The sequence below is a fragment of the Umezawaea sp. Da 62-37 genome (genome assembly GCF_032460545.1).
Classification (GTDB): Bacteria; Actinomycetota; Actinomycetes; order Mycobacteriales; family Pseudonocardiaceae; genus Umezawaea.
This window is the reverse complement of the sequence record NZ_CP135965.1, coordinates 2,315,256-2,329,979: the sequence shown is the minus strand read 5'-3', so window position 1 is coordinate 2,329,979 and position 14,724 is coordinate 2,315,256. Positions and strand designations below refer to the sequence as shown.

The following is a 14,724-nucleotide window of genomic DNA, read 5'->3' as shown; positions in this document are numbered from 1 at the left end:
AGCACGCCGACGCAGTGGGTGACGACTCCGGTCAGCACAGTCCGCAAAGGACCGGCCCGCAACCCGGTCGCCCGGACCGGAGTCCGCTCAGCCGGCCTCGGTGATCTTCCAGCGCGGGCCGTCCTGCCAGTTCGCCTCGAGCTTCGACTTCTCCGTCGGGTTCTGGAACTCGACCACAAGGGACGTTCCCGCGGGCTGCTGGACGGAGACGGCGAAACCCTGGCGGGGCGTGGCGGAGATGGTCTGGACGGAGTCCGCGGCGAAGCGGACGGCGACCTCGCCGCCGTCGAGCTGGAAGCTGCGGATGTAGACCTGCTTGCCGTTCTCCTCCGACCAGCTGCCCTCGGTGGACGCCAGGCGGGCCGGCGTCGAAGGGGTGGTGGAGGAGGAGGAAGTGGTGCTCGCGGCGCTGCTGTTGCTGCCGGCGCTCGGGGTGGACGTGGCCGAGGACGGCGGGGGCGGGCTGGAGGGACGGGTGGTGGTCGCGGTCGTGGTGGCGCTGCTGGTTTCCAGCGTGCGACCGGTCACCACCTGGGGGCGTTGCTGCACGCCCGCGTCGAGCACCGAGCGCACGCCCAGCCAGGACAGCGCGACGGCGACGGCCGTCGAGGCGAGCCAGGCCGCGATGTACCGGATGCCATGTGCCACGGGTTGCATCCTGCCAGTACCGTCCTCCCATGCCTTCGGTGCTGCTCGTCGAGGACGATCCGGTCGTGCGCTCGGCCGTGACCAGAGCCCTCACCGCACTCGGCAACGCGGTCACCCCCGTCGGGACCGCGCTGGACGCGTTGCGGGAGATCACGTCGGGGACGTTCGACGTGGTCGTGCTGGACCTGGGTCTGCCGGACATGGACGGCGGCGACGCGCTGCGCATGATGCGCGGCGTGTGCGACGTGCCCGTGATCGTGGCGACCGCCCGCGACGACGAGACCGAGATCGTGCGGCTGCTCAACGCGGGCGCGGACGACTACCTAGTGAAGCCGTTCTCCAGCGACCACCTGGCCGCGCGGCTGGCCGCCGTGCTGCGCCGGGCCCGGCGCGACGACGCGCACGAGCCGCTGCGGGTCGGCGAGCTGGTGGTGGACCTGGAACGCCGGGAGGCCGCGCTGAGCGGTCGGGTGCTCGCGTTGACGCGCAAGGAGTTCGACCTGCTGGCGTACCTGGCCGCCCGCGAGGGCAAGGTCGTGCCGCGCGGCGAGCTGCTGGCGAACCTGTGGAACATGCCGAGCAACCAGGACGACCAGACGCTGGACGTGCACCTGTCCTGGCTGCGCCGCAAGCTCGGTGAGCGCGCGGCGGCGCCCCGCTACCTGCACACCGTCCGCGGTGTCGGGTTCAAGCTCACGGCGGCTGGGTGAGGCGCTCGCTCGCGCTGGTCGCCCTCGCGGTCACCTCCATGATCGCGTTGGCGTTCCTGATCCCCTTGGCGCTGGTGGTGGCGCAGCTCGCCGAGGACCGCGCACTCGCCGACGCCGAACGCCAGGCCGTGGCCCTCACCCCGGTCCTGGTCATCACCAACGAGCCGAAGGCCATCGAGCAGGCGCTGGCCAGCACGCAGTTCGGCGGCGCCGGGCGGATCGCGGTGCACCTGCCCAGCGGCCAGGTGCTCGGGTTCGTGAAGTCGACGCCCGAGCAGCTCGCGACCGCCAAGGAGGAGGGCAAGTCGTTCACCGCCTCGGTGTCCGACGGCCGCGTGTACCTCCAGCCCGTCGTGCTCGACCGCGGCCGGGTGGCCGTCGTGGAGGCCTTCATCCCGGAGGCGGACCTGTCCAGGGGCGTCGAGTCGGCGTGGCTCGCCCTCTCCGGCGTGGCGATCGTGCTGGTCCTCGGATCGGTGCTGGTCGCCGACCGGTTGGGCGCGCGGGTCGTGAGCGCCGCGCAGGCGCTGGCCGACGGCGCGCGCAAGATGGAGCAGGGGGACCTGACCGCCCGCGTCGAGCCCACCGGGCCGCCGGAACTGGTCGAGGCCGGTGGCGCGTTCAACCGGATGGCCGCGCGAATAGGCCAATTGGTCGCATCCGAGCGCGAGATCCTCGCCGATTTGTCACATCGCCTGCGCACCCCGCTGACGGCATTGCGGCTCGATTCCGAAACCCTTGGCACCGACAGCAGCGCCAATCGCGTGCGGCAGGCCGTGCACGCGCTGGAGCGCGAGGTCAACGAACTCATCCGCGCGGCCCGTCGGGAACTCACGGATCCGGACAGCAACCGGTGTGACGCGGCTCTCGTGGTGCAGGACCGGTTGGTCTTCTGGTCCGCGCTGGCCGACGACCAGCAGCGCCTGTGGAACCTGCGCGGCACCGAGAAGCGGGCCATGGTCGGGCTCGCGCGGTCGGACCTCGCGGCCGCGATGGACGCCGTGATCGGCAACATCTTCCGGCACACCCCGGAGGGCACGAACTTCGTCGTCGCGCTGTTCCACCAGGCAGAGCGCGTGGTCATCGTGATCGAGGACGCCGGTCCCGGCATCCCCGACACCGAGGCCGCGCTGCGCAGGGGCGTGAGCGGCGCGGGGTCGACCGGGTTGGGCATGGACATCGTCCGGCGGGCGGCCGAGGCGACCGGCGGGTCGCTGCGGATCGACCGCGGCCCGTTGGGCGGCACCAGGGTCCAGTTGCGGCTCGTCCGACTGCCCGATTAGGCCAAGTTGCCTTTTCTCTTCCTGATGTGAACATTAAATGTTCCATAAATAAATGCTGCTTGACATTGTTTCGAATGCGACTAGTGTTTTGCGTGGCCATTAATTCGTCACTTGCCGCAGAAGAGGACGCTCGCTGTGCCACGCACCACGACTGCCATTCGCTCGTTCCTGTTGGTCGCCAGCACCGTTCTGTTGGTGGCCGGCTGTGAAGGCGGTGGCACCGTCGCGGAGGGTGGCGGCTTCGTGACCGCGACCCCCAGCCCGACCACGGCCGCCGAGCCGTCGTCGACGGACTCGCTGACCGGGCCCTCCAGCTCCGCCGCGGCCTCCAGCAGTTCCGGCGCGCCCAGCAGCAGCAGCAGCGCGGTCTCCTCGGCCCCGCCGACGACGACCACCACCAGCGAGCCCCCGACGCCCGAGCCGCCCCCGGCCCCGCCGCAGACGACCGAGAAGCCCGCCGCCCCGCCGCCCCCGGCGAACCCGGCTCCGACCGACGCCGAGGCCCAGGAGGCGAAGGTCCTGGACCTCACCAACCAGGAGCGCTCCGCCGCGGGCTGCTCGCCCCTGGTCGCGGACAAGCGCCTGGCCACCTCGGCTCGCGGCCACAGCCAGGACATGGCGAACCAGAACTACTTCGACCACGTCTCCAAGGACGGCCGGACGTTCGTGGACCGGATCAAGGCCGCGGGGTACCCGAGTCCCGGCGCGGAGAACATCGCCGCGGGGCAGCAGACGCCCGCCGACGTGATGAAGAGCTGGATGGAGTCGCCGGGGCACCGGGCGAACATCCTGAACTGCGGGCTCAAGGCGCTCGGGGTCGGCGTCGCCAAGGGCGGGTCGTTCGGCATCTACTGGACTCAGAACTTCGGCTGGTAGCGCGGCCGTCCGGGTGACCGGACCTGCGACTCAGGCACCCGGGACCCTGCATCCCGGGTGCCTGACCCGTTTCCGGGGCACGCCGCGGCCGTCGGTCGGCGGCAGGCTGCTCAGGTGGTGGGGCTGTGCAGTTCGTCCAGTACGAGCACGGTGTGGCTGGAAGTGACGTCGGGCATGGTCTGCAGGCGGTTGAGGACGAGGTCGCGGAGGCTGTGGGCGTCGGGGGCGCGGACCAGCAGCACCAGGTCGTAGTCGCCGGACACAAGGGCGCCGTGCCAGACCTCGGGGATTTCCCGGATGCGGCTGCGGACGGCCTTCCAGGAGTGCTGGCTGATCTTGAGGTAGACGTAGGCGGAGATGCCGAAGCCGTAGCGCTCGGGATCGATGTCGGCGCTGTAGCCGGTGATGACGCCGTCGCGGTGCAGCCTGTCCACCCTGGAGTACGCGCTGGCGCGGGAGATGTGCAGGCGCTCGGCCAGTGCGCGCATGGAGAGCCTGCCGTCGGCGCGCAGTTCCTCGACGATCCGCCGGTCGGTGTCGTCGAGGGGATCCAGACGTCCAGTCGTGACGACCTTCGCGCGCGGCTTCGTGGGCATGTGGACCACGATAAGCACCCGTCGAAGCCGTTCGTCCGGGAAAACGGCCCGGATCTAGAACATTGGCTGTGACCGAGTTCACCATGAGCCTCCCAGGCCCGAGGAGGACACATGGCGCGCACCAGCCTGCCCGCGCGGGAGCGTTCGCTGCTGCCGACCGATGAGCCGTTGTCCCTGCTGACCAGGACCGGTGAGCCGGTCGCGGACCCGGTGCTGGACATGCCGGGCGACGACGTCCTCCTGGAACTGCACCGCAAGATGGTCGTCGGCCGCCGGTTCGACACCCAGGCGACCGCGTTGACCCGGCAGGGGCGGCTGGCGGTCTACCCGTCGTCGCGCGGCCAGGAGGCCTGCGAGGTGGGCGCGGTGCTGGCCCTGCGGGAGCAGGACTGGCTGTTCCCGACCTACCGCGATTCGGTGGCGCTGGTGACCAGGGGCGTGCCCGCGGGGGAGACGTTGACGCTGCTGCAGGGCGGGTGGCACCTGGGCTACGACCCGTACGAGCACCGGGTGGGGCCGCAGTGCACGCCGTTGGCGACGAACACGCTGCACGCGGTCGGCCTGGCGCAGGCGGCGTCGCTGAAGGGCGAGGACACCGTGGCGCTGGTGCTGGTCGGCGACGGCGCCACCAGCGAGGGCGACACGCACGAGGCGCTGAACTTCGCCGGCGTGTGGAAGGCGCCGGTGGTGTTCCTGGTGCAGAACAACGGCTACGCGATCAGCGTGCCGATGAGCAAGCAGAACGCCGCGCCCTCGTTGGCGCACAAGGGCGTCGGCTACGGCGTGCCGTCCGTGCTGGTCGACGGCAACGACCCGGCCGCCGTGTACGCCGTGGTGCGCGACGCCGTCCGCACGGCCGCCGACGGCGGCGGGCCGACGCTGATCGAGGCGCTGACCTACCGGGTCGAGGCGCACACCAACGCCGACGACGCGACCCGCTACCGCGACGCCGACGAGGTGGCGGCCTGGCTGGACCGCGACCCGGTGGACCGGATCGAGGCCTACCTGACCTCGAAGGGGCTGCTGGACGACGCCCGCCGCGCGGCCGTCACCGCGGAGGCGGAGGCGTTCGCCGCATCGGTGCGCGACGTGATGAACACCGACGTCGAGGTGGATCCGGCCGAGCTGTTCGCGCACGTCTACGCCGAGCCGACCAGGCAGCTCCAGGAGCAGGCGGCGATGCTCGCGGAGGAGCTGGCATGACCGCGCTGTCCATGTCCGGCGCGCTGAACCGCGCGCTCGCGGACGCGCTGGAGGCCGATGACCGGGTGCTGGTGTTCGGCGAGGACGTCGGCCCGCTCGGCGGGGTCTTCCGGATCACCGACGGGCTGGCAGCGCGGTTCGGGGACCGGCGGGTGTTCGACACGCCGCTGGCCGAGTCCGGCATCGTCGGCACCGCGATCGGCATGGCCATGAACGGCATGCGACCCGTGGTGGAGATGCAGTTCGACGCGTTCGCCTACCCGGCGTTCGAGCAGATCACCAGCCACCTGGCCAAGATGCGCAACCGCACCCGCGGCAAGGTCGAGGTGCCCGTGGTCATCCGCATCCCCTATGGCGGCGGCATCGGCGGCGTCGAGCACCACTGCGACTCGTCCGAGGCCTACTACACGCACACGTCCGGCCTGCGCGTCGTCACGCCCGGCACCCCGCAGGACGCCTACGACCTGCTGCGCGACGCGATCGACTCGCCGGACCCGGTGATCTTCCTCGAACCCAAGCGGCGCTACTGGTCCAAGGGCGAGGTGTTCCCCGGCGCGCGACGGGTGGGGTTCGACCGCGCGGTGGTCCGCAGGCCCGGCCGGGACGTCACGCTGATCGCGTACGGCCCGATGGTCGCGACGGCGCTGGAGACCGCCCAGGCCGCGACCGAGGAGGGCTGGGACGTGGAGGTCGTCGACCTGCGCAGCCTGTCGCCGTTCGACGACGAGACCGTGTGCGAGTCGGTGCGGCGCACCGGGCGCGCGGTCGTCGTGCACGAGGCGTCCGGGTTCGGCGGGTACGGCGCGGAGGTCGTCGCGCGGGTCACCGAGCGCTGCTTCCACCACCTGCACGCGCCCGTGCTGCGGGTGACCGGGTTCGACATCCCTTATCCGCCACCGAAACTGGAGGAGCACCACCTGCCCGGCGTGGACCGGATCCTGGACGCGATCGGCCGCCTCCAGTGGGACGACGAGGTCGTGGGGGCTGGTCGCGGTGCCTGACTTCCTGCTGCCCGACCTCGGTGAGGGCCTGACCGAGGGCGAGATCGTCACGTGGCTGGTGTCGGTGGGGGACAAGGTGTCCGTCGACCAGCCCGTGGTCGAGGTCGAGACCGCGAAGGCCGTCGTCGAGGTGCCGTGCCCGTTCGAGGGCGTCGTCACGGCCACGCACGGCAAGGCGGGCGAGTCGCTGGCCGTCGGCGCGGTGCTGCTGACCGTTGGCGGGGAAGGGTTCCAGGAGCCCGGCGTGGTCGTGCCCGAGCAGGGCAGCGGCAACGTGCTGATCGGCTACGGCACGTCCGAGACGCCGCGCAGGCAGCGGCGGCGCCCGCGGGTGGCGCAGGTCGTGCCGGCTGCCCCGGCTGCCCCGTCCGCGCCGGCGGCCAGGCCCGGAGTCATCTCGCCGCTGGTCCGCAGGATGGCGCGGGAGAACGGCGTCGACCTGGACGCGCTGACGGGGACCGGTCCGTCCGGGATCATCCGCCGCCACGACGTCGAGCAGGCACTGGCCCGGCGCGTAGTCGAGGCGCCCGCCGCCGAGGGGCGTCGGATCCCCTTGCGGGGCCTGCGGAAGACCGTCGCGGACAAGCTTTCCGCGTCCCGCCGGGAGATCCCCGAGGCGACGGTGTGGGTCGACGTCGACGCCACCGGGTTCCTCGCCGCCCGCGCCGCGCTCAAGGACGTCGGACTGCTCGCGCTGCTGGCCCGGTTCACCGTGCTGGGGCTGAAGAAGTTCCCCGAGCTGAACTCCCGCGTCGAGGGCGACGAGATCGTCGTGCTGGATCGGGTGCACCTCGGCTTCGCCGCGCAGACCGACCGCGGCCTCGTCGTGCCGGTCGTGCGGGACGCCCACGAGCTGACCGCGAGCGCGCTGTCGGCGGCGCTGGCCGAGCGCACGGCGGCGGCCAGGGCGGGCAAGCTGGCCCCGGCCGACCTGACCGGCGGCACCTTCACGGTCAACAACTACGGCGTGTTCGGCGTGGACGGCTCGGCCGCCATCATCAACCACCCGGAGGCCGCGATCCTCGGCATCGGCCGGATCATCGACCGGCCGTGGGTGGTGGACGGGCAGCTCGCGGTGCGCAAGGTGTGCGAGCTGACGCTGGCGTTCGACCACCGGGTCTGCGACGGGGCCACCGCGGGCGGCTTCCTGCGCTACGTCGCCGACTGCGTCGAGTCGCCGGTCAGCGCGCTGGGCGACCTCTAGCGCGCTGACCGCGGACGTGCCACCCCGGCTCGGGCCGGGCGCCTGACCGGAGGCCGTCCACCAGGAGGTTCGGCAGCTAACCCCTCAACGCCACCACGAGGCAGGCGAACCCGGCGGTCGAGGTCAGGGTGCGGACGAGGTTCCACGGCACCCAGGTGGTCTCGAACCGGGTGCGCACCGCGGCCAGGTCGGTGATCGCCGCCGGATCGCCCGCCGCGTCGAGGGCGTTGTTGAGCGGGATGTTGACCGCGGCCGTGACGGCGATCGCGGCCAGGTGGAGGATCGCGCCCGCCAGCACCCAGCCGAACCCGGCGTGCCCGAAGCGCAGGAACGCCGCCAGCACCCCGAGGACGGCCGCGCCGAGGAACGCGAGCAGGAACCAGCCGTTGACGATCGCGACGTTGATCCGCTGCATCGCGTCGACGAACGCGCGGTCGTCCACGCCCCTGAGCGCGGGCATGACCGAGCAGGTGTAGGCGAAGAAGAGGCCCGCCATGAGGCCGGTGGTGAGGGTGGCCCCGATCAGCGAGGTGCCGCGCAGCGTGTCCATGCCACCAGTGAAGGCGGGCGGTCGGGTGTGGGCCATCGTTCAGGCGCTCACCGCTGTGCGCGTCCGTCTACGCTGGTCCGGTGGACGCACTGGCGGGGCTCCTGGACGGTCCGCGCGCCCGCGGCGCGTTCCTGCTCCGCACCGTCCTGGACCCGCCGTGGTCCATCCGCGTCCAGGACGAGGCCCCGCTGACCGTCGTGTCGGTGGTGCGCGGGCACGCGTGGATCGCGCACGACACCGGAACGCCGGTGCGGCTGGCCGCCGGTGACGTCGCGGTGGTCCTCGGCCCCGACCCGTACACCGTCGCCGACGACCCGGCCACGCCACCGCGCGCCGTGATCCACCCCGGCCAGCGCTGCGAGACCCTCGACGGCCGCGATCTGGCCCAGGAGATGGACCTCGGCGTCCGCACGTGGGGCGCGAACCCCGACGGCGGCGTCGTGATGCTCACCGGCGCGTACCCGATGCGCGGCGAGATCAGCAGGCGGCTGCTCGACGCGCTGCCGAGGCTCCTGGTGCTCGCCGAAGACGACTGGGACTGCCCGGTGATCCCGTTGCTGGCGGCCGAGATCGTGAAGGACGAGCCCGGCCAGGAAGCCGTGCTGGACCGCCTGCTCGACCTGCTGCTGATCGCCGTGCTGCGCGCCTGGTTCGCCCGCTCCGACGCCCCGCCCTGGTACCGCGCGCTGGGCGACCCGGTGGTCGGCCGCGCCGTGCGGCTGCTGCACCACAACCCGGCGCACCCCTGGACCGTGGCGGAACTGGCGGCGAAGGCCGGGGTGTCGCGCGCGGCGCTGGCCCGGCGGTTCACCGAACTGGTCGGGGAGCCGCCGATGGCGTTCCTCACCGGCTGGCGGCTGGCACTGGCGGCGGACCTGCTCCGCGAGTCCGACGCCACCGTCGGCGCCGTGGCCCGGCAGGTCGGCTACGGCAGCTCGTTCGCGCTGAGCACCGCGTTCAAGCGCGAACGCGGGGTCAGCCCGCAGGAGTACCGGGCCTAGCTCCGCCAGGTGGCGTTGTACCGGTCCGCCTGGGCCCTGTCGTTGTGCTGCCTGCGGTACTCGCCCGCCGACCCGCGCGGGTACCCGTACTTCGTGACCCGGTTCTCCACGCTCTCCGCGGCGTAGGACAGCGAGAAGTACACCCCGACGATCAGGCCGATCCCGCCGCACGCCACGGCCAGCCCGATCGGCGACCCGAGCGCGAGCACCAGGACCAGCCCGATGCCCAGGCTCAGCGGCAGGACCTGGAGCAGCGCCCGGATCGTGAACCGGATCAGCCAGTCCTTCCGGGTCACGTCGGCGAAGACCCACTCGCGGTGGCGCTGCGGCAGGCGGCCGCCGATCAGGTACCACAGGTGGAGGAACGGGTTCGGTGTCATCACGACTCCTGGTGTGCTGCGGCGATCACGCGGGTGAGCGAGCTGTGCAGCGTCCGCAGCTCGTCCAGGCTCATGTCGAGCCTGGAGACGATCGCGGGCGGGATCTTCAGCGCCTGGTCGCGCAGGGCGCGACCGGCGGGCGTCAGCGTCACCGCAAGGGCTCGTTCGTCGTCGCGGTCGCGTTCGCGGGTGAGGTGACCGGTGGCCTCGAGGCGCTTGAGCAGGGGGGAGAGGGTGCCGGGGTCCAGCCGCAGCAGGCCGCTGAGCTCCTTGCCGGACAACGGGTCGCGCTGCCACAGGGCGAGCATCACCAGGTACTGCGGATGGGTCAGGCCCATCGGTTCGAGCAGCGGCTTGTAGACGGCCACGACCCCGCGCGCCGCGATCGACAGCGCGAAGCAGACCTGGTTCTCCAGCGCCAACGGGTCCTCTTCCATGTGCTTAGCGTACCAATGATTGGTGCACCAAGTAAAAGGTCGAGGTGTGTCCTCGGCCATGCGCGTGGCCGCGATGAGTTTTCCGGCGTTCCCCGGTCTACCTCCCGCCTTGAACACCTACCCACCTCGGGAGCACCGCATGGGACTCATCCACATCGAGCTGTTCACCACCCTCGACCTCGTCGCGCAGTCACCCGGAGGCGCCGAGGAGGACTCGGAGGGGTTCCCGTTCGGAGGCTGGCAGGTGCCCATGCTGGACGAGATCGACGGGGCGGGGGTCGACATGGCGTACGAGGGCATGGACGCCCTCCTGCTCGGCAGGCGGACCTACGACCTCTTCGCCGGCTTCTGGCCGCACCAGGAGGCTGGCGGGATCGGCGAGACCGCCGCCCTGTTCAACGAGGTCCCGAAGTACGTCGCCTCCCGCGGCACGCCCGACCTCCCGTGGGCCGGGTCCACCCGGCTCGGCCCGGACCTGGTGGGCGCGGTGCGCGAACTCCGCGACCGGCACGAGCACGTGACGGTCATCGGGAGCCTGGACCTCGTGCAGACCCTCCTGCGCGAGAGGCTCTTCGACCGCCTCGACCTCCTGGTGCACCCGATCGTGCTCGGCGTCGGGAAGAAGGTGTTCGGGAGCGGTGCGGTGCCCGCGAACCTGGCGCTCCTCGCACCTCCGTCGGCCGGTCCGAAGGGCGCCGTCCACCTGCGCTACGGGCTCGCCGACGGCGCGCCGACGGCGATGGACGCACCCGACCGCAGCGCCTGAAACCCGTCCGCGCCGGTCTGGCGGACCCTAGTTCTGCCGGATCCCGTCGAACGCGACGCGGCACACCGCGTCGGCCAGTTCGGCGTGGTCGGAACCCCTGCGCGGCCGGTACCACTCGGTCAGCGAGTTGACCATGCCGAACAGCAGGCGGGCCACCGTCGCCGGGTCCAGGCCCTCGCGCACGTCGCCCTCCGACTCGGCCTGCTTGACCAGGTCCGTGATGAGGTGGTCGAACTCCCGCCGCCGCGCCAGCGCCGCCCGCTCGACCTTCGTGTTGCCCCGCACCCGGAGCAGCAGCGTGACGAAAGGCAGCTGCTCGACCAGGATCGCGACGCTGCCGCGCAGCACGTGCTCCAGCCGGTCGATCGCCCGGCCGGGCGCCTCCTCGCTCTCCGCCACCACCGCGAACAGCCCGTCCAGCGCCCGGTCCACCGCCAGCCGCAGCAGTTCGTCCTTGCTGGGCACGTGGTAGTAGATCGCCGATTTCGTGATGCCCAGCTTCCGGGCCAGGTCCTCCATGCTCGTGCCGTCGTAACCGCGCTCGTTGAACAGCTTCACGGCCACCTGGAGCAGCGATTCCAGGTCGTAGCCGGGACGGCCGCGCCGAGCGGGCTTGGTGGTCATGGTCGGCATTGTCGCCCAGGTCTCGTTTCCTGACCGAACGGACGGTGGATAATGGGCCTCCTGCCGAGGAAGGGAACCCTGATGCCCGAGGTCTACCTGGTCGACGGAGTCCGCACCGCCCAAGGCCGCTACGGCGGCGCGCTCGCCCAGGTCCGCCCCGACGACCTCGCCGGGCTGGTGGTCGGCGAGGTGCTGCGGCGCGCGGGCGTTCCGGGCGACGTCGTCGACGAGGTGATCCTCGGCGCGGCCAACCAGGCGGGCGAGGACAACCGCAACGTGGCCCGCATGGCCGTGCTGCTGGCGGGACTGCCGCCGGAGGTGCCCGGCTACACCGTGAACCGGTTGTGCGCCAGCGGGTTGACCGCCGTCGCCTCCGCGGCCCAGGCGATCCGGGCGGGCGAGGCGGACGTCGTCGTCGCGGGCGGCGTCGAGTCGATGACCCGCGCCCCCTGGGTGATGGCCAAGCCCGGCACCCCGTGGGCCAAGCCGGGCGCGGTGTTCGACACGTCGCTCGGGTGGCGGTTCACCAACCCCCGCTTCGACGACGCCACCACGCTGTCGATGGGCGAGACGGCCGAGGAGGTCGCCGCCCTGGACGGCATCACCAGGGCCGAGTCCGACGCGTTCGCCCTGCGTTCGCACGACCGCGCCATCGCGGCCGTCGACGCCGGGCGGTTCGGCGCGGAGATCGTGCCGGTACCGGTGAAGGGCGGCGCCTTCGAGGTCGACGAGGGCCCGCGGCGGGGGAGCACGCTGGAGAAGCTGGCCACGCTGAAGACCGTGTTCCGCGACGGCGGCGTGGTGACCGCCGGGTCGTCGTCGCCGCTGTCCGACGGCGCCAGCGCTTTGCTCCTCGCCAGCGAGGACGCCGTCCGCCGCCACGGTCTCACTCCGCGCGCGCGGGTCGTCGCCAGCGCCAGCGCCGGTGTGTCGCCGCACGTCATGGGGCTCGGCCCGGTGCCCGCCACGGAGAAGGTGCTGGCGCGCAGCGGCTGGAGCGTCGACCAGTTGGACGCGGTCGAGTTGAACGAGGCCTTCGCCGTGCAGAGCCTCGCCGTGGTGCGGCGGTTGAAGCTCGACGAGGAGAAGGTCAACGCCGACGGCGGCGCCATCGCACTGGGCCACCCGCTCGGCGCGTCCGGCGCCCGGCTTCTCGTGACGCTGCTGGGTCGCCTTGAGCGCGAGGGCGGATCACGAGGCCTGGCGACGCTGTGCGTCGGCGTCGGGCAGGGCGTGTCGATGCTGGTGGAGCGGGTCTGAGGACAAAGCAACCCGAACCCGCTGGTACACAAGGGAAAGCACGCAAGCGTGGTCGATTTCACTTGGGGTTTTTGGGCCTATAACTGGTCGGCGGGCAATCACTACCATCTGCCCTTTACCTCCGACAAGGCCCAAAAAGAGGGGCCCCAAGTCAAATCGACCACACCACGCAGGCAACCGCTTGTGCCCCACCCAGGCGCCCGGCTCGACCCGGGACTGCTCACACCAGTGCGGCATGCCGCCCGCTGGTCAGCTCCCGGCCGTTGTCGATCAGCTGCCCGGCCATGCGGTCCACGGCCTCGGTGAAGTCGCGTTCCGCGTCCCAGTCGCGCAGCTGTTCCAGCAACCACAACCGCCAAGCCCCCACCAGCCGTCCGAACGCGTCCGCTCCCAGCCGCGTGAACCGGTGGTGCCCCTGCGACTCCACCAGGTGACCGAGGTCGACCAGTTGCCGGGTGGTGGGCTCGAAGATCCCGGCGGGCACCCCGGTCTCCCCGGCGATCTCGGCGAGCGTCGCGTCCCCGTCGTCCACGGCGTGCCGGTAGACCCGCACGACCAGCCACGCCTGCGCCTCCGAGAGCGGAACCCCGGACCGGGCCAGCAGTTCCGGGCCGGGGTTGGTGCGCTGCTTCTCCCAGACGCGGCCGACCAGCTTCTCCAGCTCCTGCCGCGAATCCATCCCGGCGGGCGGCGCGAACCCGTCCCCCACACCGCGGTTCCCCTCCGCCGAGGCCCGCGCGGTGTCCCGCAGCGTGACCTGTGGCAGGAACAGCGCGATGACGAAAGCCACCACGCCGACGGGGACCGCGTGCAGGAACACCGTGTGCAGGGCCCCGACGTAGGCGTCCACGAACGGCGCCTTCACCGACTCGGGCAGCGCGTGCAGCCCCCGGACCGTGGACACGGCGAGGGGATCGACCCCCGGCGACCCGGCGAGAGCTGCGGCCAGCCGGTCCGGCAGCTCACCGGCGTACACGGTCCCGAACACCGCCACCCCGAACGAGCTGCCCATCGTCCGCAGGAAGCTCACCCCGGACGTGGCCACGCCGAGGTCCGCGTAGTCGGTGGTGCTCTGCACGACGATGACCGGCACCTGCATCGTGCACCCGATCCCCAGTCCCAGCACCAGCACGTACCCGGAGGCCACCGGGAACGACGTGTCCGCGTCCAGCCGGGACAGCAGGAACAGCCCGACGGCGATCAGCGCGGACCCGACGACGGGGAAGTACCGGTAGTGGCCGGTCTTGCTGATCACGTTGCCGGTGACGATCGAGCTGACCAGCAGCCCGAGGATCAGCGGCAGCATCCTCAGCCCGGAGGCGGTGGCCGAGGCGCCCTGCACGTACTGCATGTACGTCGGCAGGAACGTGATGCCGCCGAGCATCGCGAACCCGACGATGAAGCTCAGGATCCCGGCCACGGTGAACACCCGGCCGCGGAACAGGCGCATGGGCAGCATCGGCTCGGCCGCCCGCAGCTCCACCAGCACGAACGCCACCAGCGCCACGACGGAGCCCGCGGCCATCCACAGGATCGTCGGCGAGGCCCACGGGTACTCGGTGCCGCCCCAGCTGGTCACCAGCGTCAGCCCGGTGGCCGCCAGCGCGATCAGCAGGATCCCGGCGTAGTCGATCCGGGGCTTCGCCGAACCGCGGGTCGACGGCAGCGCCGCCGCGGCCACCGCCAGCACGACGAAACCCAGCGGCACGTTGACGTAGAACGCCCACCGCCAGCTCAGGTGGTCGACGAAGAGCCCGCCCAGCAACGGCCCGGCGACGGTGGCGACACCGAACACCGCGCCCATCGCGCCCTGGTACTTGCCGCGTTCGCGCAGCGGGACGACGTCGGCGATGACGGCCGAGGCGGTGACCATGAGCCCACCGGCGCCGAGGCCCTGGACGGCGCGGAACACGATCAGGCCGGTCATTGTGTCGGTCCAGCCGCACAGGAACGAGCCCGCCATGAACAGCACGACGCTGATCAGGAACGCCTTCTTGCGGCCGAACAGGTCGCCGAACTTGCCGATCAGCGCGGTCATGATCGTCTCGGCCAGCAGGTACGACGTGACGACCCACGACAGGTGGTTGCCGCCGCCCACGTCGCCCACGATCGTGGGCAGCGCCGTCGCGACGATCTTCTGGTCCAGCGCCGCGAGCAGCATCCCCAGCATGATCGCCACGACGAC

16 protein-coding genes are annotated in these 14,724 nt (G+C 71.8%); 9 read left to right on the top strand and 7 right to left on the bottom strand.

The genetic code is table 11. The features are described 5' to 3' along the window. Positions 1 to 87: 87 nt before the first annotated feature. Positions 88 to 648, bottom strand: coding sequence for a hypothetical protein (locus tag RM788_RS10060; protein ID WP_315931315.1), 561 nt, complete (start codon positions 646 to 648; stop codon positions 88 to 90). Between the two features lie 29 nt (positions 649 to 677). On the opposite strand from RM788_RS10060, the gene RM788_RS10055 reads away from it, so the two are divergent. The 3 genes from RM788_RS10055 (at position 678) to RM788_RS10045 (ending at position 3,517) form a co-directional block, all read left to right on the top strand. Next, positions 678 to 1,358 (top strand): response regulator transcription factor, encoded by a 681-nt coding sequence (locus tag RM788_RS10055; RefSeq protein WP_315931313.1) that lies wholly within the window; start codon positions 678 to 680, stop codon positions 1,356 to 1,358. After that, complete coding sequence (locus tag RM788_RS10050) at positions 1,355 to 2,641, top strand: HAMP domain-containing sensor histidine kinase (protein WP_315931312.1); 1,287 nt, start codon at positions 1,355 to 1,357, stop codon at positions 2,639 to 2,641. The genes RM788_RS10055 and RM788_RS10050 overlap by 4 nt, the downstream gene beginning before the upstream one ends. A gap of 195 nt (positions 2,642 to 2,836) precedes the next feature. Beyond that, positions 2,837 to 3,517 carry a CAP domain-containing protein gene (locus RM788_RS10045; RefSeq protein ID WP_315931311.1) on the top strand — a complete coding sequence of 227 codons (681 nt, stop codon included), beginning with the start codon at positions 2,837 to 2,839 and terminating at the stop codon, positions 3,515 to 3,517. 110 nt (positions 3,518 to 3,627) lie between these two features. Here the strand turns inward: RM788_RS10045 and RM788_RS10040 are convergent, their stop codons facing one another. Next, positions 3,628 to 4,113 carry an Lrp/AsnC family transcriptional regulator gene (locus RM788_RS10040; protein ID WP_315931310.1) on the bottom strand — a complete coding sequence of 162 codons (486 nt, stop codon included), beginning with the start codon at positions 4,111 to 4,113 and terminating at the stop codon, positions 3,628 to 3,630. A 111-nt stretch (positions 4,114 to 4,224) separates the two neighbouring features. Here RM788_RS10040 and pdhA point away from each other — a divergent pair, with 111 nt between their 5' ends. The 3 genes from pdhA to RM788_RS10025 are packed head-to-tail and all read left to right on the top strand — an operon-like array spanning position 4,225 to position 7,521. Beyond that, a complete protein-coding gene (gene pdhA / locus RM788_RS10035; protein ID WP_315931308.1) occupies positions 4,225 to 5,316 on the top strand; it encodes a pyruvate dehydrogenase (acetyl-transferring) E1 component subunit alpha in 1,092 nt (363 codons plus the stop codon). Further along, positions 5,313 to 6,317 (top strand): alpha-ketoacid dehydrogenase subunit beta, encoded by a 1,005-nt coding sequence (locus RM788_RS10030; protein WP_315931306.1) that lies wholly within the window; start codon positions 5,313 to 5,315, stop codon positions 6,315 to 6,317. Before pdhA ends, RM788_RS10030 begins: the two co-directional genes overlap by 4 nt. Beyond that, positions 6,310 to 7,521: a dihydrolipoamide acetyltransferase family protein gene (locus RM788_RS10025; protein WP_315931305.1), complete on the top strand. Its 1,212-nt coding sequence runs from the start codon at positions 6,310 to 6,312 to the stop codon at positions 7,519 to 7,521. The genes RM788_RS10030 and RM788_RS10025 overlap by 8 nt, the downstream gene beginning before the upstream one ends. 76 nt (positions 7,522 to 7,597) lie before the next feature. Here the strand turns inward: RM788_RS10025 and RM788_RS10020 are convergent, their stop codons facing one another. Next, on the bottom strand, positions 7,598 to 8,071 hold the full coding sequence (locus RM788_RS10020) for an anthrone oxygenase family protein (protein WP_315931304.1): 474 nt from the start codon (positions 8,069 to 8,071) through the stop codon (positions 7,598 to 7,600). A gap of 80 nt (positions 8,072 to 8,151) precedes the next feature. Between RM788_RS10020 and RM788_RS10015 the strand changes: the two genes are divergently transcribed. Next, positions 8,152 to 9,072, top strand: coding sequence for an AraC family transcriptional regulator (locus tag RM788_RS10015; protein WP_315931302.1), 921 nt, complete (start codon positions 8,152 to 8,154; stop codon positions 9,070 to 9,072). On the opposite strand, the gene RM788_RS10010 is transcribed toward RM788_RS10015, so the two are convergent. Next, positions 9,069 to 9,452, bottom strand: coding sequence for a DUF5313 family protein (locus RM788_RS10010; RefSeq protein WP_315931301.1), 384 nt, complete (start codon positions 9,450 to 9,452; stop codon positions 9,069 to 9,071). The two genes, RM788_RS10015 and RM788_RS10010, sit on opposite strands and share 4 nt — an antisense overlap. Beyond that, the gene (locus RM788_RS10005; RefSeq protein WP_315931300.1) at positions 9,452 to 9,889 is read right to left on the bottom strand and encodes a MarR family winged helix-turn-helix transcriptional regulator; all 438 of its coding nucleotides are present in this window, start codon (positions 9,887 to 9,889) and stop codon (positions 9,452 to 9,454) included. Before RM788_RS10005 ends, RM788_RS10010 begins: the two co-directional genes overlap by 1 nt. Positions 9,890 to 10,028: 139 nt before the next feature. On the opposite strand from RM788_RS10005, the gene RM788_RS10000 reads away from it, so the two are divergent. Then, positions 10,029 to 10,655, top strand: coding sequence for a dihydrofolate reductase family protein (locus RM788_RS10000; protein WP_315931299.1), 627 nt, complete (start codon positions 10,029 to 10,031; stop codon positions 10,653 to 10,655). Between the two features lie 27 nt (positions 10,656 to 10,682). Here RM788_RS10000 and RM788_RS09995 read toward each other — a convergent pair whose 3' ends face one another. Next, positions 10,683 to 11,279 (bottom strand): TetR/AcrR family transcriptional regulator, encoded by a 597-nt coding sequence (locus RM788_RS09995; RefSeq protein WP_315931298.1) that lies wholly within the window; start codon positions 11,277 to 11,279, stop codon positions 10,683 to 10,685. A gap of 81 nt (positions 11,280 to 11,360) precedes the next feature. On the opposite strand from RM788_RS09995, the gene RM788_RS09990 reads away from it, so the two are divergent. Beyond that, positions 11,361 to 12,539, top strand: coding sequence for a thiolase family protein (locus RM788_RS09990; protein ID WP_315931297.1), 1,179 nt, complete (start codon positions 11,361 to 11,363; stop codon positions 12,537 to 12,539). A 220-nt stretch (positions 12,540 to 12,759) separates the two neighbouring features. On the opposite strand, the gene RM788_RS09985 is transcribed toward RM788_RS09990, so the two are convergent. Next, the gene (locus tag RM788_RS09985) at positions 12,760 to 14,709 is read right to left on the bottom strand and encodes an MDR family MFS transporter (RefSeq protein WP_315934602.1); all 1,950 of its coding nucleotides are present in this window, start codon (positions 14,707 to 14,709) and stop codon (positions 12,760 to 12,762) included. Positions 14,710 to 14,724 lie beyond the last annotated feature (15 nt).